Annotated in this window: 19 protein-coding genes; 14 read left to right on the forward strand and 5 right to left on the reverse strand. The window is 41.6% G+C overall.

Annotated elements, in window-relative coordinates; all coding sequences use genetic code 11:
- Positions 1-13: 13 nt before the first annotated feature.
- Both M998_RS13215 and M998_RS13220 read right to left on the reverse strand, forming a co-directional pair.
- Positions 14-1,585 (reverse strand): PTS transporter subunit EIIC, encoded by a 1,572-nt coding sequence (locus tag M998_RS13215; protein ID WP_068437613.1) that lies wholly within the window; start codon positions 1,583-1,585, stop codon positions 14-16.
- Between the two features lie 300 nt (positions 1,586-1,885).
- Positions 1,886-2,539 carry a GNAT family N-acetyltransferase gene (locus M998_RS13220; protein WP_068909279.1) on the reverse strand — a complete coding sequence of 218 codons (654 nt, stop codon included), beginning with the start codon at positions 2,537-2,539 and terminating at the stop codon, positions 1,886-1,888.
- Between the two features lie 91 nt (positions 2,540-2,630).
- Here M998_RS13220 and M998_RS13225 point away from each other — a divergent pair, with 91 nt between their 5' ends.
- The 5 genes from M998_RS13225 to M998_RS13240 all read left to right on the forward strand — a co-directional run bounded on the left by M998_RS13225 (position 2,631) and on the right by M998_RS13240 (position 6,618).
- Complete coding sequence (locus M998_RS13225; protein WP_068909281.1) at positions 2,631-3,221, forward strand: TetR/AcrR family transcriptional regulator; 591 nt, start codon at positions 2,631-2,633, stop codon at positions 3,219-3,221.
- A gap of 358 nt (positions 3,222-3,579) precedes the next feature.
- Complete coding sequence (gene ivbL / locus M998_RS19580; protein WP_111750921.1) at positions 3,580-3,669, forward strand: ilvB operon leader peptide IvbL; 90 nt, start codon at positions 3,580-3,582, stop codon at positions 3,667-3,669.
- 102 nt (positions 3,670-3,771) lie between these two features.
- A complete protein-coding gene (gene ilvB, locus M998_RS13230; protein ID WP_068909283.1) occupies positions 3,772-5,469 on the forward strand; it encodes an acetolactate synthase large subunit in 1,698 nt (565 codons plus the stop codon).
- 2 nt (positions 5,470-5,471) lie between these two features.
- Positions 5,472-5,756 carry an acetolactate synthase small subunit gene (ilvN, locus tag M998_RS13235; RefSeq protein ID WP_068437629.1) on the forward strand — a complete coding sequence of 95 codons (285 nt, stop codon included), beginning with the start codon at positions 5,472-5,474 and terminating at the stop codon, positions 5,754-5,756.
- Between the two features lie 199 nt (positions 5,757-5,955).
- Positions 5,956-6,618, forward strand: coding sequence for an alanyl-tRNA editing protein (locus tag M998_RS13240; protein ID WP_068437632.1), 663 nt, complete (start codon positions 5,956-5,958; stop codon positions 6,616-6,618).
- Here M998_RS13240 and M998_RS13245 read toward each other — a convergent pair.
- Positions 6,615-7,172, reverse strand: coding sequence for a helix-turn-helix domain-containing protein (locus M998_RS13245; RefSeq protein ID WP_082787496.1), 558 nt, complete (start codon positions 7,170-7,172; stop codon positions 6,615-6,617). The two genes, M998_RS13240 and M998_RS13245, sit on opposite strands and share 4 nt — an antisense overlap.
- A 555-nt stretch (positions 7,173-7,727) precedes the next feature.
- Between M998_RS13245 and M998_RS13250 the strand changes: the two genes are divergently transcribed.
- The 4 genes from M998_RS13250 to M998_RS19320 all read left to right on the forward strand — a co-directional run bounded on the left by M998_RS13250 (position 7,728) and on the right by M998_RS19320 (position 13,533).
- The gene (locus tag M998_RS13250; protein WP_068437638.1) at positions 7,728-8,918 is read left to right on the forward strand and encodes an MFS transporter; all 1,191 of its coding nucleotides are present in this window, start codon (positions 7,728-7,730) and stop codon (positions 8,916-8,918) included.
- A 336-nt stretch (positions 8,919-9,254) separates the two neighbouring features.
- Positions 9,255-10,601, forward strand: a complete 1,347-nt coding sequence (locus M998_RS13255; protein WP_068437643.1) for an NCS2 family permease — start codon at positions 9,255-9,257, stop codon at positions 10,599-10,601.
- 327 nt (positions 10,602-10,928) lie between these two features.
- On the forward strand, positions 10,929-12,578 hold the full coding sequence (locus M998_RS13260; protein WP_068437645.1) for a Na+/H+ antiporter: 1,650 nt from the start codon (positions 10,929-10,931) through the stop codon (positions 12,576-12,578).
- A gap of 55 nt (positions 12,579-12,633) precedes the next feature.
- Complete coding sequence (locus M998_RS19320) at positions 12,634-13,533, forward strand: carboxylate/amino acid/amine transporter (protein WP_074379440.1); 900 nt, start codon at positions 12,634-12,636, stop codon at positions 13,531-13,533.
- Here the strand turns inward: M998_RS19320 and metR are convergent.
- On the reverse strand, positions 13,418-14,374 hold the full coding sequence (gene metR, locus M998_RS13265) for an HTH-type transcriptional regulator MetR (RefSeq protein ID WP_068909285.1): 957 nt from the start codon (positions 14,372-14,374) through the stop codon (positions 13,418-13,420). The two genes, M998_RS19320 and metR, sit on opposite strands and share 116 nt — an antisense overlap.
- A 108-nt stretch (positions 14,375-14,482) precedes the next feature.
- Between metR and metE the strand changes: the two genes are divergently transcribed.
- Positions 14,483-16,762: a 5-methyltetrahydropteroyltriglutamate--homocysteine S-methyltransferase gene (gene metE, locus M998_RS13270; RefSeq protein ID WP_068909287.1), complete on the forward strand. Its 2,280-nt coding sequence runs from the start codon at positions 14,483-14,485 to the stop codon at positions 16,760-16,762.
- 75 nt (positions 16,763-16,837) lie between these two features.
- Here metE and M998_RS13275 read toward each other — a convergent pair whose 3' ends face one another.
- Positions 16,838-17,227, reverse strand: coding sequence for a YidB family protein (locus M998_RS13275; protein ID WP_068909288.1), 390 nt, complete (start codon positions 17,225-17,227; stop codon positions 16,838-16,840).
- A gap of 385 nt (positions 17,228-17,612) precedes the next feature.
- Between M998_RS13275 and ltnD the strand changes: the two genes are divergently transcribed.
- The 4 genes from ltnD to otnI are packed head-to-tail and all read left to right on the forward strand — an operon-like array spanning position 17,613 to position 21,219.
- The gene (gene ltnD, locus M998_RS13280) at positions 17,613-18,521 is read left to right on the forward strand and encodes an L-threonate dehydrogenase (RefSeq protein ID WP_068909291.1); all 909 of its coding nucleotides are present in this window, start codon (positions 17,613-17,615) and stop codon (positions 18,519-18,521) included.
- The gene (gene otnK, locus M998_RS13285; RefSeq protein WP_068909292.1) at positions 18,518-19,795 is read left to right on the forward strand and encodes a 3-oxo-tetronate kinase; all 1,278 of its coding nucleotides are present in this window, start codon (positions 18,518-18,520) and stop codon (positions 19,793-19,795) included. Before ltnD ends, otnK begins: the two co-directional genes overlap by 4 nt.
- The gene (gene otnC / locus M998_RS13290; RefSeq protein ID WP_068437660.1) at positions 19,788-20,429 is read left to right on the forward strand and encodes a 3-oxo-tetronate 4-phosphate decarboxylase; all 642 of its coding nucleotides are present in this window, start codon (positions 19,788-19,790) and stop codon (positions 20,427-20,429) included. The genes otnK and otnC overlap by 8 nt, the downstream gene beginning before the upstream one ends.
- Positions 20,430-20,439: 10 nt before the next feature.
- Positions 20,440-21,219 carry a 2-oxo-tetronate isomerase gene (otnI, locus tag M998_RS13295; protein WP_068437663.1) on the forward strand — a complete coding sequence of 260 codons (780 nt, stop codon included), beginning with the start codon at positions 20,440-20,442 and terminating at the stop codon, positions 21,217-21,219.
- The last annotated feature ends 4 nt before the right edge of the window (positions 21,220-21,223 follow it).

Below are 21,223 nucleotides of genomic sequence, written 5' to 3' on the forward strand. Positions count from 1 at the left end.
GTTATTTCTCCTATTAAAGTACGGCTTCAACCGCTTCTCGCATTTTTTTGACGTGTAGCCCGTAAACAACCTGAACATTATTACCATGACGCACAACGCCCTTGGCTCCAGTCTGTTTTAAGCTATCTTCTAAGATGGCATTGACATCTTTTACAGTGACTCGTAAACGGGTGTAACAACTGTCTACGCTATCGATATTTTCTCGCCCACCAAGCCCTGCGATGATTTGCTCACCTATTTGTGCCGAATCTATTTCTGTGGCTTGATGCGTTTGTTTAGGTTGTTGTTGATAATCTGCTTTGCTATATAGGCGTGTTTCTTCATCATCCGCTTCGCGGCCTGGCGTCTTGAGGTCGAACTTTAAGATTAAGAACCGGAAGGTGAAGAAATAGAGCACTGCCATAATTAAACCAACGAGGATATACATTGGCCAATTGGATTTTTCAGTCCCTAACGGTAAGTTATATAAGACAAAATCAATCACACCGTTTGCACCAATCGCATGAACATTGAATAGGTAAAACAGCATCATGCCAATTCCTGTGAGTACGGCATGGGCAAAGAATAAAATGGGAGCAACGAACAGAAATGAGAACTCAAGCGGCTCAGTAACACCTAATAACAGTGATGTCGCGGCTGCTGGGATCAAAATAGCTTTGGCGATCTGTTTTTTCTCTTTTTTTGCCACCATAATCATGGCAACGGCGGCAGCGGTTAAGCCAAACATTTTGGATATACCGCGAGCATCCCAAACAACGGTAGCACTCAGTTTTGTGACAGATGGGCAGGCCATTTCAGCGAAGTAGATATTACGAGCGCCCTGATAAACTGTGCCACAAACTTCTTGCACGCCACCAAGTTCAGTATAAAGAAAGGGTGTATAAACAAGATGATGTAAACCTGTTGGAATTAAAATACGTTCAAGGAAGCCATAGATCATCGGGCCAAAAGCCCCCGCACCGTGGATGCCAAGTGCTAATTTTGTGATCCCTGCTTGTATAAATGGCCAGATTTCACTCATCAATACGCCAAGCACGATCATAAAAGGGATGGCAATGATAGCCACAAAGCAATGGCCTGAATAAATGGCCATAATGCCGTTAAATTGACGGCCTGAATATTTGTTATATAACCAGCCTGAAAACCCGCCCGTTAAGATCCCTGCAAAAACCCCCATTTCCAGCACTTGGACACCAAGAACTAAACCATGTCCTGCGGCTTTCATCGTCTCGGATGGCAGTAATTTGCCTTGAAGGGTAAGCACAATATTCATGGCATTAATGAAAATAACAAAGGCGACTAATCCGATAAGCCCAGCGTAACCTTTATCTTTTTTAGCTAATCCTACAGGGATACCGACTGCAAAAATCAGTGCAAGATTGCTAAGAATAGATACAGCGGATTTTGCCAGTAATTGCCCACTTCCTTGAATAATTGGGTGATTTAGAAAAGGTAAATATTCAGCGAGATTGCCATTTCCAAAGACATTTCCCAGTGCAATATATAAACCTACAATGGGTAGGATCAATACGGGGCCATAAAGTGACTTACCAAAGGCCTGCAAGGCATTAATAATATTTTTCATAAAGTGTCTCATTATTGTTATTTCACACTCAATACCATTGCAGCATCTTGCGTTTACACTGAGACAAAATCAAGCTATCTGGTTGATTTAAAAATATATTACCCTAAAGGTAACATGTTACCTTTTATCTTGTGATATGGCTCACGGGGAGCCATAGAAATAATGCTGTTTATTAAATAAGATTATTTTTCATTCGAAATGTGAAATAGGCGAATATCAGCTTAAATTGGGAAGTTTATCGATTATTTTAAAATCATCTTAAATTAGATGATTAATTTAAGATGATAATCTGTTTTTATTTTATGACGAAATTGCATAACTCATGTAAAACCAGCCATAAAAACCGATACTAAATTTAGTTAAATTAGATTTTTCATATTTTTCGATGTTAAACCCAAGATTTTCATAGAGCTTTTTAGCGCCAGCGTTCTCTTGTGCAACATACAGAGACAAGGTATTAGCTTGGCTGCTTTTTTTGACATGCTCAATTATCCAATGGATAACATATTTACCAATTCCTTTTCCTTGGTATTGAGGGTCGACTCCGATATAGGAAAGATAGGCTTCATTCTCTTTAGGGGTATATTTGAATAATGAGCAAATCCATGTGGCTTTTAGCGTATTAATTACACCAAACTGACGACTTAGTTTAAACATGGTTTCCCAATATTTGAATTTTGGTAATTGTTTATTATTGGCTATTGCAAGACCAAAGGCAGCGATGGCATTTCCTTGGTACATCACTACAACTTGTTGTTCAGATTGAGAATAAAATTGTAACTTCCATAACTCGCTGACTAATAATTGACGTTCAGTTTTTGAGGGTATGTTGAGTTTGGCAAACTTACTTTCAAAAGACTGAAAAAAAAGTGCTGACGATGCTAAGATTGAATACTCAGTTAGAGGCTCAATACTTAAATGGTTAAAATCTAGTGATGATTTTTTATTCAACATATTTCAGTCTCTTTTGAACGATATTTATTATTAGATAGAGTAATCAGTCTAGTTTTGTATGTCCACTATTTTTGTTATATAGGAAGGGTTAGTGCAGACCGATAAGCAGAAGGCAAAAAGAAAACAAATTATTGATGCGGCAATAAATTGCTTTGCTGAGAAAGGCTTTCATGCCACATCAACGGCAGAAATTTGTAAGGCAGCGGGTATGAGCCCAGGTAATTTATTTCATTATTATCCAAGCAAAGTTTCTATCATTGAAGCAATAGCAATCGAAGACCAATGCTATTTTGAACAGATACTCAATTCAATAAAAGAAACTGATTCAGCGATCGAGTCAGTTATTTTAGTGATGACTCGGTTGCTAGAGCTCTATAATGATCCTACTTATGTGCGAATTAGTATCGAAATTTTTGCAGAAGCTAGCCGCAGCCCTGAAATTAATCGTATTTTTGCTGAAAATGATAAAAAGCTAAAGGATCGGCTAACCTCAATTATCCTTGATGGCGTAACCTCTGGTGAGATAGATAGCCAGTTGGATGCAACGAATACGGTATCTTGGTTGATGATTATTGCAGACGGTTCTATTGGGCGCTATTTAATAGATCCTAATTTTGATTGGAAAAATAGTTTAGAGTCATTGATTTATATGATGAAAAAAATGTTATCGCCAAAAATATAGTGTATGAGTCTTGATAAAATAACTAAAAATAAATTTTAAAAATATATTGCTGTTATGCGGTTTAATAAATGGAGTCTACAACTTCAAGTCGACTTTAAGTCAAGCGGAAATAAGTTAGATGGTCATCTGTTTTTTATTTGTTATTCACTATTAGTTATTAATATCGATATTTAATTAAATATAAGATTATTACGCTATTTAAATGGTTGTGATGAATATCTCATTTAATCTTAGTGATTAATAAAAATAGAAAAAAAATGATTGTCAGGATAAAAAAATTATGTTTTCTTAAAGGCAGTGAAGAAAACAAAAACAAATAATTTAACCGAACTAAATTAAACAGGAAGACCTCGTGAACATGACTTCTCATCATTCAAACCTACTACTCACCGCGCCATGTGCTGCGGTGGTCGTGCGTGTGGTGGTGGTCGTGGGCTTAGCGCCGTAACGGGTCAAATCAACGCAGATTTTGAAACCCCGCCGGCGCAAACCGAGCGGGGTTTTTTTATGACTCTTGACTCGGACCCGCAGGCAAGTGAAGGATAAAATTATGAGCGAGTCGGGAACAACATCACCACATAAAAGCTGTTATACAGGGGCAGAATTAATTGTCTATTTATTAGAAAAGCATGGTATTACGCTAGTGTCTGGGATACCGGGTGGCGCGGCATTACCTTTTTACGATGCTTTAGGCCAGAGCAAAAAAATACGTCACATTCTGGCTCGTCATGAGCAAGGTGCGGGCTTTATTGCCCAAGGTATTGCTCGAACAACGGGTAAAGCTGCCGTTTGTATTTCATCGAGTGGTCCCGGAGCAACAAATCTGGTGACTGCCATTGCCGATGCCAAGTTAGACTCTATCCCACTGGTCTGCATTACAGGGCAAGTGCCTTCATCAATGATTGGTACCGATGCATTTCAGGAGGTTGATACTTATGGTATTTCAATCCCGGTCACAAAACATAATTATCTAGTTCGTGATATCAATGAATTACCTCACGTTATTTGCGATGCATTCCGTATAGCGGAATCAGGTCGTCCAGGCCCCGTTTGGATTGATATTCCAAAAGATGTGCAGACAGCAACCATAGAATTGACGGAATTACCTGCAGTTTTACCGAAAGACAATGCACCTACTTTTGATATGGAAAAAGTGATTCAAGCGGCGCAAATGATTAATGAAGCAAAACGTCCTATTCTTTATTTTGGTGGGGGCGTTATTAGCTCAGACTCGACAACGGCGGCAGTCGCTTTTGCTGAAAAGGCATCATTACCGACAACAATGACGTTGATGGCTCTGGGAACCGTGCCTATGCAGCACCCACTTTATTTAGGCATGTTAGGTATGCATGCCGCTCGTAGCACTAATATGGCGATGGAAGAGTCTGATTTATTAATCGTGATTGGTGCGCGGTTTGATGATCGCGCCATCGGTAAAGCGGAAAAATTTTGCCCAAATGCGAAAATCATTCATGTTGATATTGATAAAGCGGAAATCAGTAAAATTAAGCGCCCCGACATTGCAATTAATGCGGATGCAGGACAAATTTTGGCACTGTTACTGCCACTGGTTGAGAAAAATAGCCGTGAAGAGTGGTTATCCCAAGTTAATGAATTAAAACAAAACTATCCACTGAATCTTAGTGATGCCGATAATCCATTAAACCATTACGGTTTAGTCTTAGCGGCGGCTCGTGCCGCAGGAGAAGAGGCCATTGTTACCACCGATGTAGGTCAGCATCAAATGTGGGCAGCCCAAGTTTACCCATTATCGCGCCCTCGCCAGTGGTTAACGTCGGGGGGCTTAGGCACGATGGGGTTCGGTTTACCCGCAGCAATTGGCGCAGCATTAGCGGCTCCGGATAAAACAATTGTCTGTTTTTCGGGGGATGGTAGTTTGATGATGAATATTCAAGAGCTTGCGACCGCCGCAGAGCATAATTTAAATATAAAAATTGTGTTAATGAATAATCAAGCTTTAGGCATGGTGCATCAGCAGCAAAATTTATTTTTTGAAAATAGAATATTTGCAGCCGCTTACCCTTATCAAACCGACTTCATTAAAATTGCTGCGGGATTTGGTTTGCAGACCTGTGATTTAAATAATGAAGCAGATCCTGCTATGGCGCTTGAAGCTGTGATGAATACAAAAGGACCTTGCTTAATTCATGCCTTGATCGATGTGAATCAGAAGGTATATCCAATGGTTCCACCTGGTGCCGCTAATATTGATATGATCGGAGCGTAATTATGGTTTTTGAACATCACCCAATCGCATTAGAGCTAATTGTTCGTAATCATCCGGGCGTAATGTCTCATATTTGTGGCTTATTTGCTCGCCGAGCATTTAACGTTGACGGCATTCTTTGTATGCCAATAAAAGATAAAGATGAAAGCCGTATTTGGTTATTAGTACAAAAAGATGAGCGTTTATCTCAGATGGTTAATCAAGTTGAAAAACTTGAAGACGTGAGAGAAGTTCGCTTCAGCGATGATTTACGGATATTTGAGACAATGCAAAGTTATTTGCAGTAAATCTTAGCTGAAAATTTTATATTTTAATCAGTCTGCAATATTCGTGGGCTGGTTTTATTTTATCTATATTTAATTACATTTGTTCGTTATTGATTTGTTTTGTTTCTTAAAGCGAACAAAAATGATATAACAAATAAACTAACATGTTTAAAAATTTATTTCATCGAGTTAAAAACAGATAATACAGGCAGATTATTTTATGCAAAACAATATCTATCTTACTGATACCTATCAATATGATGTTGAAACAACTTTAATAGATCAAGGGCAAGATGATGAAGGGAATTGGGTTGCGCTGACCGATAACATTTTTCATCCTCAAGGTGGTGGTCAACCCGCTGATACAGGCTGGATAAATGATCAAGCTGTTCGAATTAAAAAACACGCGAATGGTTTAATTGTGGCTTACCTTACGAACGCGTTGAGTTTGGATCGTGATGAAAAAGTGAATGCTCGTATTGATGGCGAAAAGCGCCGTTATCATGCGGCTCTACATACCGCAGGACATTTACTTAATTGGGAGTTACGCCGCTTTGGTTGGATGGCACAAAAGGGGCATCATTTTCCTGATGAATCCCGCGTTGAATTTACCATGTTCTCTGATGATGCAACACCTTACGAGCAGCTCGATAGCCAGCAAATAGAGTCGGTCGTTAACCAAAGCCTTAATAGTGGGCGAGAGGTGAATATTATGCAAAATGGCGAAATGCGTATTAGCTATATTGACCAAACGGAGGAAATGCCTTGCGGAGGAACGCATGTGAACTCATTAGGCGAAATCCATGATTTTTCTATAAAATCAATGAAATATAAGAAAAATATTTTGCGCGTTAGTTATGATGCTAAGCATATCGATATTTAAACACCGTCACTGAGGTGGGAGTAAGTCATCACGACAGTGGCTTGCATATCACCTTCCATACACAAATAAGCGTGTGGGAAATCAGCGCTAAATGCATAAAAATCGCCTGCTTCTAACATAATAGTTTGAGCATCATTTAGGCGTAACATGAGAGAGCCTGAATTGATCATAATGTGTTCATGGGTTCCGCTCATGTGTGCAGGGCTATTAATGACAGCGCCTCTTTTCATACTCAGCTGCCAAATTTCAGAAATATTTCCCATATTGATACGAAATTTAAATTGCTGTGAATAGTCATTCTCTAAAGGTGCTGATTGAACAAAATAAGGATAGGCTTCATGTTGACGAGTGAACAAATCACTTAATGGGAAGCGCAATGCAATCGCAATCGATTCTAAGGTATCAATTCTTGGGTTGGATCCACCCGATTCTAATTTCGATAATGCCGCTTTTGAGATCCCGGATATCCGTGATAGTTCATTGAGTGAAAGGTTTCGAGCTTGCCTCAGTAAACGAATTTTCTGACCAATTTTTAGATTAATTTTTTTATCCACTGTCATCTTCCTTTGATTTTTGATTTATACTCGCCATGCTTCAAATTGCTCTGTGTGAAATAGCGCATTTGCAGAGGTTATATACCCAACGTCATTCAAGATGCAGGAAGGCGGCAAGGGAAGATAGACGGGGAGCATACATCAGTATGTGACCCGGCTGGCTGAGTGCGGCCAACGAACCTGCAGTTTGAATGAATAAGGGTATAGACTTATTTTCTTGTTACCTTGAGCTAACGTGAATTATTTTGAGTATATTCTGTGAATTCTACCATCTTGAAAATGAAATGTCAGAAACTCACCAATATAGAAATATTATATTGTATCTATTTTTGAAAATTAAGAATTCAAAATTAAAAACTAAATGAATTAATCTGTTGAGATAGGTAAATACACAAAATAATTTAGTATGATGTGTGAGTAATATCGTTCAATGCTATAATCAAAAGATGCAATACCCTGTTTATTGCCTATTTTAAAAACTTTATTTTTAATAAACATCCTTTTTATGGAGCTTAAATCTATTTTTCTTATTTAAGAAAGTAGATTAATATCAAGATGAGTCCTAGCAATCAGCGTTTTCAACATTTTCGACGTTCGCCTCCCTTTGCTATTTTTACGATTACGACCAGTATTGCTGTTATTGGTATCGTTATTGGCCTAAGTATTCCGATGGTAGCGCTTAGGTTACATAGTTACGGTATTAGCGAATTATATATTGGTATCATTTCAGCTGCGCCAGCTTTAGGTATGTTTTTGATCGCACCGGTTGTGCAACGTATTGTGCAGTGGAGTGGTAAGCGAAAGGCTATGTTGGTTGCAACAATCGTTTCGGCGCTCAGCCTGTTACCCTTGCTGAGTTCCTTACCCCTGTGGCTATTGTTCCCGCTACGTCTAATCACTGGTCTTGCGAGTGGTGTATTGATTTGTTTAGGTGAAACGTGGATTAATGAACTTTCTTCTGAAAATAAGCGCGGGCGAATTTTAGCGGTATATACAACCGTATTTACGGTCAGCCAGCTATTAGGACCTTCGTTTATTGCTTATTATGGTGTTGAAGATAAATCACCTTTATTGATTTGTACTTTAATTCATCTTATTTCGGTCGCATTATTTTTAATGATGGATCAAAAAATAGGCGATCGTATTTCAGCGACTGCCAGTAAATCTAATTTTTCCATTATTCAATTTGTGAAGGTTGCTCCGGGTATTTGTGGTGGAATACTTTTTTTTGCCTTCTTTGATGGCACCATTCTTTCTATATTTCCTATTTATGGTATGGGAATGGGGCATACAGAGGCTGTTGCCGCTTTAATGATCAGTGCAATATTAGCGGGTGATGCGATTATGCAAATGCCGTTTGGTTGGTTGGCTGATCACATGAATAGGGAAAAACTGTATAGAATATGTGGTGTTGTTACATTGGGGGCAAGTATGTTGTTACCTTTTGTGATCACGCATACCTATTTAATTTGGGTATTGTTGTTTGTTTTAGGCGCTACAGCAGGGGCTATTTATACCATTGCATTAGTACAAATTGGGCAATACTTCAAAGGTAATGAGCTAATTATTGCCAATGCAGCAGCTGCAATGCTTTGGGGAATTGGTAATCTTTCTGGACCGTTGCTGGCTGGTGCCGCGACCACGATTTCCCCTTTAGGTTTACCTGTATTATTGATTTTAAGTGCTGGTGTCTTTTTATGGTTTACCCGTGAAAAATATAGTGCACAAGTTATCCATAACGCATAAACATTTCCTGTGTGCCTAGATATTGTATAGGTATACAGGAATCGTGTTATTCAATGACCTTATAACAACAAAATTTATTCGTAGTGGAAGTTATATACTCAAAAACACTTGCTTAACCCCCCATGTTCGAACGATAATTATCCGCCTCATAATGTGCCGTTCTCTATCATTAAAGCCAAACGATTGCGCTATTGTTTTTATTGGGAATTTTTTCTCAATTTAATTTTCTTTTTTAAAAACGTAATCGTTTACGTAGAGAAAATGGCTTAGGCATATGTTAATTACAGTTAGATAACTGAATCGGTTGTTCTTAGACATCTACAGCAGAGGTATACCATGGCAAGCCAGCAGGCTTCATCCAATTGTAAATTGGATTCATATTTTAAGATAACAGCACGTGGCTCATCCGTTCGTCGCGAAATCATTGCAGGGTTAACAACGTTCTTAGCGATGGTTTACTCTGTCATCGTTGTGCCAGGAATGTTGGGGCAAGCCGGTTTCCCTCCAACGGCTGTGTTTATCGCAACCTGTTTAGTGGCCGCATTTGGTTCTTTATTAATGGGGTTATGGGCAAATTTACCCATGGCCATTGGTTGTGCGATTTCATTAACCGCGTTTACTGCATTTAGCTTAGTCCTTGGGCAACAAATCAGCATACCCGTTGCTTTAGGTGCTGTGTTCTTAATGGGGTGCTTGTTTACGATTATTTCCATAACCGGGATCCGTAGTTGGATCTTGCGTAATATGCCGATGGGAATTGCTCATGGTACGGGTATTGGTATCGGCTTATTTTTATTGTTAATTGCGGCTAATGGTGTCGGGCTTGTGGTTAAAAACCCAAATGTTGGGTTACCCGTTGCACTTGGTGAATTTACCTCTTTCCCTGTATTGATGTCATTAGCCGGTTTGGCGGTCATTTTTGGTTTAGAAAAGCGCCGTGTACCGGGTGGGGTTTTATTGGTTATTATCGCCATTTCAATTATCGGTTTAATTTTTGACCCTACGGTAAAATATCAAGGCTTCTTTAAGCTGCCTTCTTTTGGTGAAGATGGCCTTTCTCTGATGTTTAATATGGATATCATGGGAGCGTTACAGCCGGTTGTTTTGCCAAGTCTACTTGCGTTAGTCATGACTGCGGTATTCGATGCAACAGGAACTATTCGTGCCGTTGCTGGACAGGCAAATTTACTGGATAAAGATGGCCAAATTATTGATGGTGGGAAGGCGTTAACCGCTGACTCCGTCAGTAGCATTTTCGCTGGCGCAATCGGCGCATCACCTGCGGCGGTTTATATTGAATCTGCTGCTGGAACCGCGGCTGGTGGTCGTACGGGTTTAACGGCCGTTGTGGTCGGTGTTTTATTCTTATTTATCCTATTTTTATCACCGCTTTCTTATCTAGTTCCTGCTTATGCAACGGCTCCAGCATTGATGTATGTTGGCTTGTTGATGCTAAGTAATGTCTCAAAACTTGATTTCGATGACTTTGTTGATTCGATGTCTGGATTGTTGTGTGCGGTATTTATCGTACTGACCTGCAACATTGTCACCGGTATCATGCTGGGCTTTGCTTCTTTGGTGATTGGCCGTATTTGTGCAGGTGAATGGCGTAAGCTGAATATTGGAACTGTGATAATTGCAGCACTTTTAGTGGCGTTTTATGCTGCTGACCTTGCAATCTAACGATGTAAATATTGATAGGGCGGGGGTCATTACCGCCCTTTAACGTATTATTGCGATTAATCTCAAAATTAAAATTATTTTCCCATCAGATAGTTGGTAAGGATAGAATAGAGATAAGTTGGCGATTTAAGTGGAAACGCCTATTTCCTATGAGTTGCTGGCTTGACTGAAGTTAGGGTCTGGACGGTGCTATCTCTTACTATGCGGCGGCAGGCAAAATTTGGATTTTACCCATAAAAGATTAAAATGTCTGGTTGTTGATGGTGTTTAACAACGTGCGTTTTGAATTATTTTAGGGTATGCATATCGTCTACCAGTAAGGGCAACATGGAAATTTTCTTTACTATTCTTATTTTGATTTTAGCAGTCTCTGTCTCTGGTGTGGTGACCAAAGTCATCCCTATCCGTATTCCTCTGCCTTTAATTCAAATTGCTATCGGTGCTTTGCTTGCTTGGCCTCAATTCGGGCTGCATGTTACGTTTGATCCTGAACTCTTTATGGTGTTACTGATCCCGCCTTTGTTATTTGTTGATGGCTGGAAAACACCGACACGTGAATTTTTCCAAAATGGACGCGAAATATTCATTTTGGTGCTGGTTTTAGTGTTAGTGACGGTTGTTGGTATTGGCTACTTAATTTATTGGTTAATGCCGGGTATCCCGTTAATTGCTGCGTTTGCACTTGCGGCAGTGCTTTCCCCAACCGATGCGGTAGCGCTCTCCTCGATTGTCGGCAAAGGGCGTATTCCGAAAAGGATGATGAGCGTTCTTGAGGGCGAGGCATTAATGAATGATGCTTCCGGTCTGGTGGCATTAAAATTTGCTGTCGCAATTGCGATGGGAACCATGGCCTTTAGCGTTCCGGGTGTCACGATTGAGTTCTTCAAAGTCGCGATTGGTGGGTTACTTGCCGGTATCGTGGTGACATGGCTTTATAGTAAATCCCTACGCTTAATGAGCCGCTGGAGTGGCGACGACCCTGCAACACAAATCGTTTTCATGTTATTGCTGCCTTTTGCCTCTTATATGATCGCAGAACATATTGGATTCTCAGGTATTTTAGCCGCGGTTGCCGCGGGTATGACGATTACAAAATCGGGCGTGATCCGCAATGCACCACTGGCGATGAGGTTGCGTGCCGATAGTGTATGGTCGATGCTTGAGTTTGTCTTTAACGGCTTAGTTTTCATTATGTTAGGGTTGCAACTTCCCGGTATTTGGGAAACGTCTGTTATCCAAGCAGAGCTCGATCCTAGCGTTGAGACGTGGATGTTATTTACTGCGGTTGCCATTATCTATTTTGCCTTGCTACTGTTGCGTTTTTGTTGGCTGTGGCTGATGAAAAGGTTCAGCCGTTTGTTCTTGAAGAAAAAGCCATTACAATTTGCAAACTATACGGTACGTGAGCTTTGGCTAGCTTCATTTGCGGGGGTTCGAGGTGCAATTACCTTAGCGGGTGTGCTCTCCGTCCCGCTCTTCTTGACGGATGGTTCTCCATTCCCTGCCCGTTATCAGCTCGTTTTCATTGCGGCAGGGGTTATTTTGCTCTCCATTTTTGCAGGGGTTATCGCTTTACCCTTGTTGCTGCGTAATTTTAAAGTGGGCGATAAAGAGGCGGATATCAATGAGATCCGTATGGCGAAAGCGGCGATGGCAGAAGTGGCGATTGTCAGCCTGAATAAAATGGAAGAACGTTTATCTGCAGATGTGGATGAAAAGCTCGACTCTGAGGATATTAGTGAGGTTGCTTCAAGGGTAACGGGGCATCTCAGGCGTAGAACTGCTGGGCAAGATGAAATTGAGCATAGTTTGCAGATTGAAGATCTTGAGCGTCGCTTCCGTTTGACGGCTCTACGTGCTGAACGGGGTGAGCTCTATCACTTACGGGCAACACGTAAAATCAGCAATGAAACTTTGCAGACTCTGCTTATGGATCTCGATTTATTAGAAGCCGTGCTAATTGAAAAAGAGCATTAAGGCGAAAAAACGGGTATTCTAATCAATATTTTTTGTGATTGAGACCAGTTAAATCATGTGGTTATTAGTGATTACGACGCTGCTTTGGGCAGCGTCTTTTAGTCTAATTGGGGAATATTTAGCAGGGCAGGTTGATAGCTGGTTTTCAGTTTTAATTCGGGTATCTCTGGCCGCTTTTGTTTTTCTACCCTTTCTGCGTTGGCGCAACTTTAGCGCGAAAGTGATCATGCTGTATATGCTGGTTGGAGCATGTCAGCTTGGCATTATGTATTTATTTGTTTTCCATGCCTACCAATACCTTACTGTCGCTGAGTTTTTACTCTTTACCGTACTAACGCCACTGTATGTCACGCTAATTTATGATTTACTCGAGCGGCAGCGCTTGCGTAAAGGTTATTTATTTAGCTCGCTACTTGCGGTTATTGGCGCAGCAATTATTCGTTATGACCATCTGAGTGAATCCTTTTGGCTAGGATTATTATTTGTGCAGTTAGCAAATATTTTCTTTGCTATCGGTCAGGTAGGGTATAAGCGCTTGATGGAAGTGCATCCAATCCCTCAGCATCAGGCATTTTCGTGGTTTTATATTGGCGCAACCTTAGTCGCACTTATTGGTTGGCTGTTGTTTGGCAATAAATCCATGATGCCAACGACTGAAGTACAGTGGGGCGTTTTGCTATGGCTTGGTGTTGCCGCATCTGGCATTGGCTATTTTATGTGGAATTATGGTGCAACCAAAGTTGATGCTGGAACCCTTGCAATCATGAATAACATGATGGTTCCAGCGGGTTTATTGGTTAATTTTGCGATTTGGCAACAACATCCTGATTGGCTCAGTTTTACCATGGGATCGAGCCTGATAATTGCGTCTCTTTGGGTGCATAGGCGCTGGATCCTTTCACCTGTTTCACATAAGAAAGATTCTCTACCGCATGACCGGTCGCGGCCTCAGTAAATGCCTCGATAGCTGGCTGGCGCTGTTCCCCTTCACGGCATGCAGCGTACAGTCGGCTCCATAACCCACTTCCCAAGGTTTTTGTCTTAATGAGTCCTTGTTTTTCAAAGGAATCTACTGCCCAGTGCGGCAATGCGGCTATTCCCATTTTAGCTGCAACCATTTGAATTAAAATCAAGGTGTTATCGACTGTTTTCACATTTGGCGAAACACCGGCAGGTTGCAGAAAATGGCGCCATACATCAAAGCGATTACGCTCAACAGGGTAGATAAGCAAGGTTTCATCCGCTAAATCCTGAGGTTCAATGATCGGTTTTCTCGCCAAAGGGTGGTCATTTGAGACAATCAATTTGACTTCATAATCAAACATGGGTGTGTAGTGTAAGCCTTGATCAGGCAGGATATCGGATGTCATGACGATATCGAGTTCTCTGGAAAGCAACTCCGGTTGTGGCTCAAAGGTTACGCCTGATTTGAAATCCACGCTGACTTGTGGCCAAGCTTGCCTGAATTGTTGTAATGCTGGGGTTAACCATTGAATACAACTGTGGCATTCAATGGCAATGCGTAAAGCGCAGACCCCAGGTTCATTACAAACGCGGATAGCATCTTTTACCAGTGGCAGCACTTGTTGTGCCAACTGTAATAAAACTTCCCCCTGCGGTGTGAAACGCAATGGCTGGCTTTTACGAACAAAAAGCCTAAAACCTAAACGGTGCTCAAGATCGCTAAATTGGTGCGAAAGCGCCGATTGGGTCTGATGTAAGTATGTTGCAGTTGCCGCTAATGAGCCGTGTAGGCTGAGCGCTTGCAATGTTTTTAAATGTTTTAATTCAATCATGAGAAACCTTCACGTTGGCGATGAATAATTTGCGCTTGTGCTTTATACAGTACCTGTTGATTATGGATGTGTAAACATCTAGACGGCTAAATATTTTAAGGGGTCAATATGTCTGTTATAAATCATACGCTTGGTTTTCCACGTGTCGGTCTGAAAAGAGAGTTAAAACGCGCACAAGAAGATTATTGGGCAGGCAAGATTAGCCAAGCTGCACTTCTTGAGGCCGGATATGAGCTGCGTGTTCGCCATTGGCAGCAGCAAAAAAATGCAGGTGTAGAGTTACTGCCGGTGGGTGATTTTGCTTGGTACGACCAAGTCTTAACCACAAGTCTACTACTGGGAAACGTGCCTCCACGCCATCAAAATGAAGATGGGTCTATTGATTTAGATACTTTATTCCGAGTGGCTCGAGGTCGAGCGCCAACGGGAACACCTGCGGCTGCCGGTGAAATGACGAAATGGTTTAATACCAATTACCATTATATTGTGCCTGAGTTTCAAAAAGGCCAAAAATTCTCACTGTCATGGACACAATTGTTTGATGAAGTTGATGAAGCACTTGCCTTAGGTCACAAGGTTAAACCTGTGGTGATCGGTCCATTGACTTATCTCTGGTTAGGAAAAGTAAAAGGTGAGTCATTCGACCGCTTATCATTACTGAATGAATTACTGCCGGTTTATCAGGAAATTCTTTCACGCCTAGCGGAAAAAGGGGGGGAGTGGGTACAAATTGATGAACCTGCACTGGTATTAGATTTACCTGTTGAATGGCAGCAAGCTTATCAACAAGCTTATAAAACCTTGTCAGGAAAGACCAAATTATTACTGACAACTTATTTCGATGGTATCAGTCATCATCTTGATTTAATTAAGCAATTACCGGTTCAAGGTTTACATGTTGATGTCGTCGCAGGAGCTGATGATATCGAAAAAATTCATCAAGTACTGCCAACAGATTGGGTACTGTCACTGGGAGTCATTAATGGTCGTAATGTGTGGAAAGGTGATTTAGGTGAAAAATTTACTCGTATCAAACCATTATTAGGTAAACGCCCGCTTTGGGTTGGTTCTTCTTGCTCATTACTGCATAGTCCAATCGATTTAAATGATGAAACACGCTTAGATGCAGAAGTAAAAAGCTGGTTTGCTTTTGCGCTGCAAAAATGTGAGGAACTTGCATTACTGACTAAAGCGTTAAACCAACCCAATGACCGCAATATCGCCGAACTTGAGCAATATAGCGCCCCAATCCGTGCTCGTAAAACTTCAGCTCGAGTCAATAATACCTCAGTTGCTAAGCGCTTAGCTGCAATTCGTGAAGGTGATGTCGAGCGTAATAGCCCTTATGAAAGCCGTGCCCAGCGTCAGCGCGCCCGTTTTAATTTGCCATTATGGCCAACGACGACCATTGGCTCGTTCCCTCAAACCAGTGAAATTAGAACACTCCGTCTTGATTTCAAAAAAGGGAATGTTGATAAAACGTATTACCGCACGAATATTAGTGAGCACATTAAGCAGGCTATCAAGGAACAAGAACTGCTGGATATTGATGTTTTGGTTCATGGTGAAGCAGAACGTAATGACATGGTTGAGTATTTTGGTGAGCATTTTGATGGCTATGTGTTTACACAAAATGGTTGGGTTCAAAGCTACGGTTCACGCTGTGTAAAACCACCTGTCATTATCGGCGATATTAGCCGCCCTGAAGCCATCACCGTTGAGTGGGCTAAATATGCACAATCCTTAACGGAAAAACCGGTCAAAGGAATGTTAACGGGTCCTGTCACAATATTGTGCTGGTCATTCCCGCGTGAAGATGTCAGCCGTGAGACTATTGCGAAACAAATCGCATTAGCGCTGCGTGATGAAGTGGATGACTTACAAAAAGCCGGTATTGGGATCATCCAAATTGATGAACCGGCATTGCGTGAAGGCTTACCTCTGCGCCAAGATGAGTGGGCAGAATATCTGAAGTGGGCAGTTGATGCGTTTAAATTAAGCGCCGCAATTGCCGAAGATGATACCCAGATCCACACCCATATGTGTTATTGCGAGTTCAATGACATCATGGATTCTATCGCGGCATTGGATGCAGATGTTATTACTATCGAAACGTCGCGTTCGGATATGGATTTATTGGATGCATTTGAAGATTTCGATTATCCAAATGAAATTGGTCCCGGTGTGTATGACATTCACTCACCAAACGTACCGAGTGTTGAATGGATTGTTGCCCTGCTGAGAAAAGCGGCGAAGCGCGTGCCTGTTGAGCGTTTATGGGTTAACCCAGACTGTGGCTTAAAAACCCGTGGTTGGCCGGAAACACGTCAAGCATTGGCTAACATGGTGGAAGCGGCGAAAAAACTCCGTAACGAACAGTCAGATTAAAACGAGTGACATCATAAACTAAGGCAGGAATTTCCTGCCTTAGTTTTATCGCTAACCTTGATACAGCTTCAAAACTTAACCAAACAGTTTTGCTTTCAACAGGTTCATACCAATAGAAGCCAGATCAACATTCTCAGGCACTTCACCTTCAGGTGTTGCACCATCAACTAATTGTGGCAGATATTTAGCGATCAAATCTGTTGTTGATTGCGCATCAAGGCCCACACTTTGAGCTAATTCTTGGATATTGACGTTGCCAAACACTTGCGTTAACTGGCTAGCATCAATAGGTAAGTTTTCCCCTTCACCAATCCATGACGAAACAATTCCACCGAAACCTTGTTGATTAAATTTTTCGATGACACCAGTTAAGCCGCCTTGATTTTCAACCCAATCAATAACGGATTGAAATTGCTGCATTTTGTCACCTGCGACCATACCCATTACTTGTTCGAATAGACCCATGTTGACTCCTAAACAATATGTCAATAGATGCTCTCAATTATTAGTATGGAGCATTATTTAAAAATAGTAGGCGGCTATTTTGGTCAATTTGAGCAGGGCGTCAATGAGAAATGATGATTTAGTCATAACTAAGCATAGCGCAACGAAATGATAACCGTATAAATAGCCCACTATGTTGGGTAAATACACATCACAATTTTTATCACATTACTGTGTGAATGATTTCCCAATGGTGCGTGAGATTAATATCATTTAAAAACAACTAAATGCATTTAAATTGGTTATTTTTTATATTATTCGTAATGTGATGATAGTCATGTGTTTGTGAATTTTGTTATGTAAAAATTCACATCAGTCACAAAGATTAACAACATCAGGGGTCATTATGGGAAAATTCGTTAAGAATGTTGGCGTTATTGGCCTTGGATCTATGGGGATGGGGATTGCGCAATCGCTTATAAAAAATAATATTCCCACCTATGGATTTGATTTAAACCAAGATGCTTGCGAAAGCCTATTGGCCAATGGTGCAAAAGCAACAGGTCAAAATGCCGCTGAATTTGCACAACAATTAGATGCTCTATTACTCGTGGTTGTGAATGGGCGTCAAGTCGAATCGATTTTATTCGCAGGGGAAACGCCTCTTGTCGAGCAACTTCGCCCTGAGACCATAATTGTTCTACATAGTACTTTGTCCGCAGAGCAGACTAAACACATTGCACAGCGACTTTCAGCTTATCAACTCGCGTTAGTTGATGCGCCAATATCAGGGGGCGCGCTTAAGGCATCTGAAGGTAAATTAACCGTGATGGCATCAGGCTCACCGGTACTATTTGAATCGCTAGCCGAGGTATTTAATGCGATTTCTGAGCGCTTATACCGTGTTGGTGATGAGGTGGGTTTAGGCTCTACCGTCAAAACTATCCATCAGTTACTTGCTGGCGTACATATTGCCGTTGCGGCAGAAAGTATGGCATTAGCTGCAAAGGCGGGTATTGACCTTGATGTTATGTACGATGTTGTCACGCATGCCGCGGGGAATTCATGGATGTTTGAAAATCGTATGCAGCATGTGCTTGACGGTGATTATACGCCTAAATCGTCGGTCGATATTTTTGTTAAAGATTTAGGGTTAGTCATGGAAACAGGAAAAGCGTTAAATTTCCCACTACCACTTGCGGCAACGGCACATCAGATGTTTATTTCTGCAAGTAATGAAGGTTTTGGCCATCAGGATGACAGCGCAGTGATTAAAACATTTAAAGGAATTTCTTTACCGGAGAAAAAAGCATGACGGTGAAATTAGGTGTGATTGCGGATGATTTTACGGGCGCCACAGATATTGCAGGTTTCATGGTACAAAATGGCTGGCGAGTGGTTCAACTACTGAATGAACCCAATGACAGCACGCCAGTACCTCAAGACATTGATGCCATCGTCATCAGCTTGAAAAGCCGTTCTTGCCCTGTTGATGAGGCGGTTGATACATCAATCAATGCTTGTAACTGGTTAACGCAAAAAGCGCAGTGTCAGCAAATTTTCTTCAAGTACTGTTCAACCTTCGATTCAACAGAGCAAGGCAATATTGGCCCTGTTACTGATGCATTGATGAAACAACTCGATACTGATTTGGCATTAGTGTGTCCCGCACTTCCCGTTAATGGACGCACGGTTGTTCATGGGCATTTATTTGTGAATGGTCAGCTACTTAATGAAAGTGGTATGCAACATCACCCAGTGACACCAATGACCGATGCGAATTTATTGCGAGTGATGGAAAAGCAGTCGCAAGGTAAGGCTGGGTTAGTTTCATTGATGGATGTCCAGCAAGGTAGCGAAATCATTGCAAAGCAATTAGCGGATCTCGCTAATCAAGGTATGAGTTATGCGGTTATCGACGCTTTAACGATGAATGATTTATTACCCATCGCAGCGGCTGTAAAAAACATGCCGTTATTAACGGGAGGCTCTGGATTGGGAGCCGCATTAGCTAACATCGAGACTAACAGCCCTTGGGGCGCAAGTGCAGGGCGTGGTGAAAAGCCATCAGCACAAGGGCGTAAGAGTGTTATTTTATCCGGCAGTTGCTCGGTAATGACCAATAAACAAGTACAACATTACCAAAAAATCGCCCCGGCTAAAGCGTTAGATGTTGGTGAGTGTTTGCACAATCAACATTACGCTCAATCACTAGCAACATGGGTAATGGAGCAACAAATAACCGGATTAGCACCGCTATTATATGCGACGCAACCACCTGAATTATTAAAACAGATTCAAGAAAAATATGGCGCATCACAGTCAAGTGCAGCAGTAGAGAATGTGTTTGGTCAAGTTGTCGAGTTATTACAAGCGCAAGGTTACAACACGTTTATTATTGCCGGCGGTGAAACGTCAGGCAAGGTGGTACAAAGCCTGGGTACAGAACAATTAAGCATCGGCGTTCCAATTGCGCCCGGTGTGCCATGGGTACAAGATTTAGCAAGCGGTAACTGGTTGGCACTGAAATCTGGCAATTTCGGTCAGGAGAATTTCTTCCAGTTTGCACAGGAGATGTTTAATGATTGATGAAAAAGTACTGCGCCAAGAACTCGCTGATTGGGCGAAGTCAATGTTCAACCGTGGTTATAGCAGCGGTGGTGCAGGTAATATTAGTGCACGATTATCGGATGGCTGCATTATTGTCACGCCAACCAATTCAAGTTTTGGTGATTTAGATCCCGAGCGACTGAGTAAGTTAGATGCGCAAGGAAAGTGGATTGATGGCGATAAGCCAACGAAAGAAGTTTCTATGCATATGGCAATGTATTCCCAGCGCCCTGATTGCCAAGCGGTTGTTCACTTGCATTCACCTTGGCTAACCGCACTTTCTTGCTTACCAGAGTTAGATACAGCGAATTGCTTACCGCCGATTACCCCTTACTATGTGATGCGGGTGGGTAAATTACCGCTGATTAAATATTTGCCACCGGGGGATGACCGTATTGGTGAAGAGATAGCCAGATTAGCACCGGATCATAATGCAGTCTTGTTATCCAATCATGGCCCTGTTGTCGGGGGGAAAACGTTAAGGCAAGCCTTTTTCAATGCTGAAGAACTAGAAGATACAGCACGCTTGTACATTACATTGCGCCCACACGGTTTCACCACATTGACGCCAGAGCAAGTCCAAGAGCTCGAAAGTCGTTATCCGCAAAAATGAGGAAATAGAAATGGCAAAATTCGCTGCGAACCTCAGCATGATGTTTAACGAAGTCCCTTTTATACAGCGTTTTGAGCGAGCCGCTCAAGCGGGTTTTACGGGGATTGAGTATCTGTTTCCGTATGAAGAAGACGCAGATGCTATTGCTAACGAATTGAACAAGCACCAATTAACGCAAGTGTTATTTAATATGCCAGCGGGCAATTGGGGCATCGGTGAGCGCGGTATGGCATCGATTCCTGGGCGTGAAGAGGAATTTGCTCAAGGAGTTGAAATCGCACTGCAATACGCCAAGGCACTAGGTTGTCAGCAAGTTCATGCTATGGCGGGAAAAGTGGATGAAAAATTCACAATAGAACAACAAAAAGCCTGTTATATCAAAAATATTCAATATGCTGCCGAGGTAATGGCACCGCATGGCATTAAGGTGTTAATTGAGCCAATTAATACGCGTGATATGCCCGGCTATTTTTTAACTACCCAAAGGCAAGCCGAAGCATTGTTACCCGAAATTGCACGTGAAAATGTGTTTATTCAATTGGATTTATATCACTGCCAAATCATGGAAGGTGATTTATTGAAAACAATCGAACGCTTATGGGGTAAATTTAGTCATATTCAGATAGCGTCAGTTCCTTTTCGCCATGAACCAGATAATGGTGAAGTGAATTACCCATGGATTTTCAATCAACTGGATGAAATGGGCTATGAAGGCTGGTTAGGATGTGAATATCATCCTGCGGGTCGTACAGAAGACGGATTGAGCTGGCTCAAACAAGCGCAGAAATAAACAG

The organism is Providencia heimbachae ATCC 35613 (genome assembly GCF_001655055.1).
Taxonomy (GTDB): Bacteria; Pseudomonadota; Gammaproteobacteria; order Enterobacterales; family Enterobacteriaceae; genus Providencia; species Providencia heimbachae.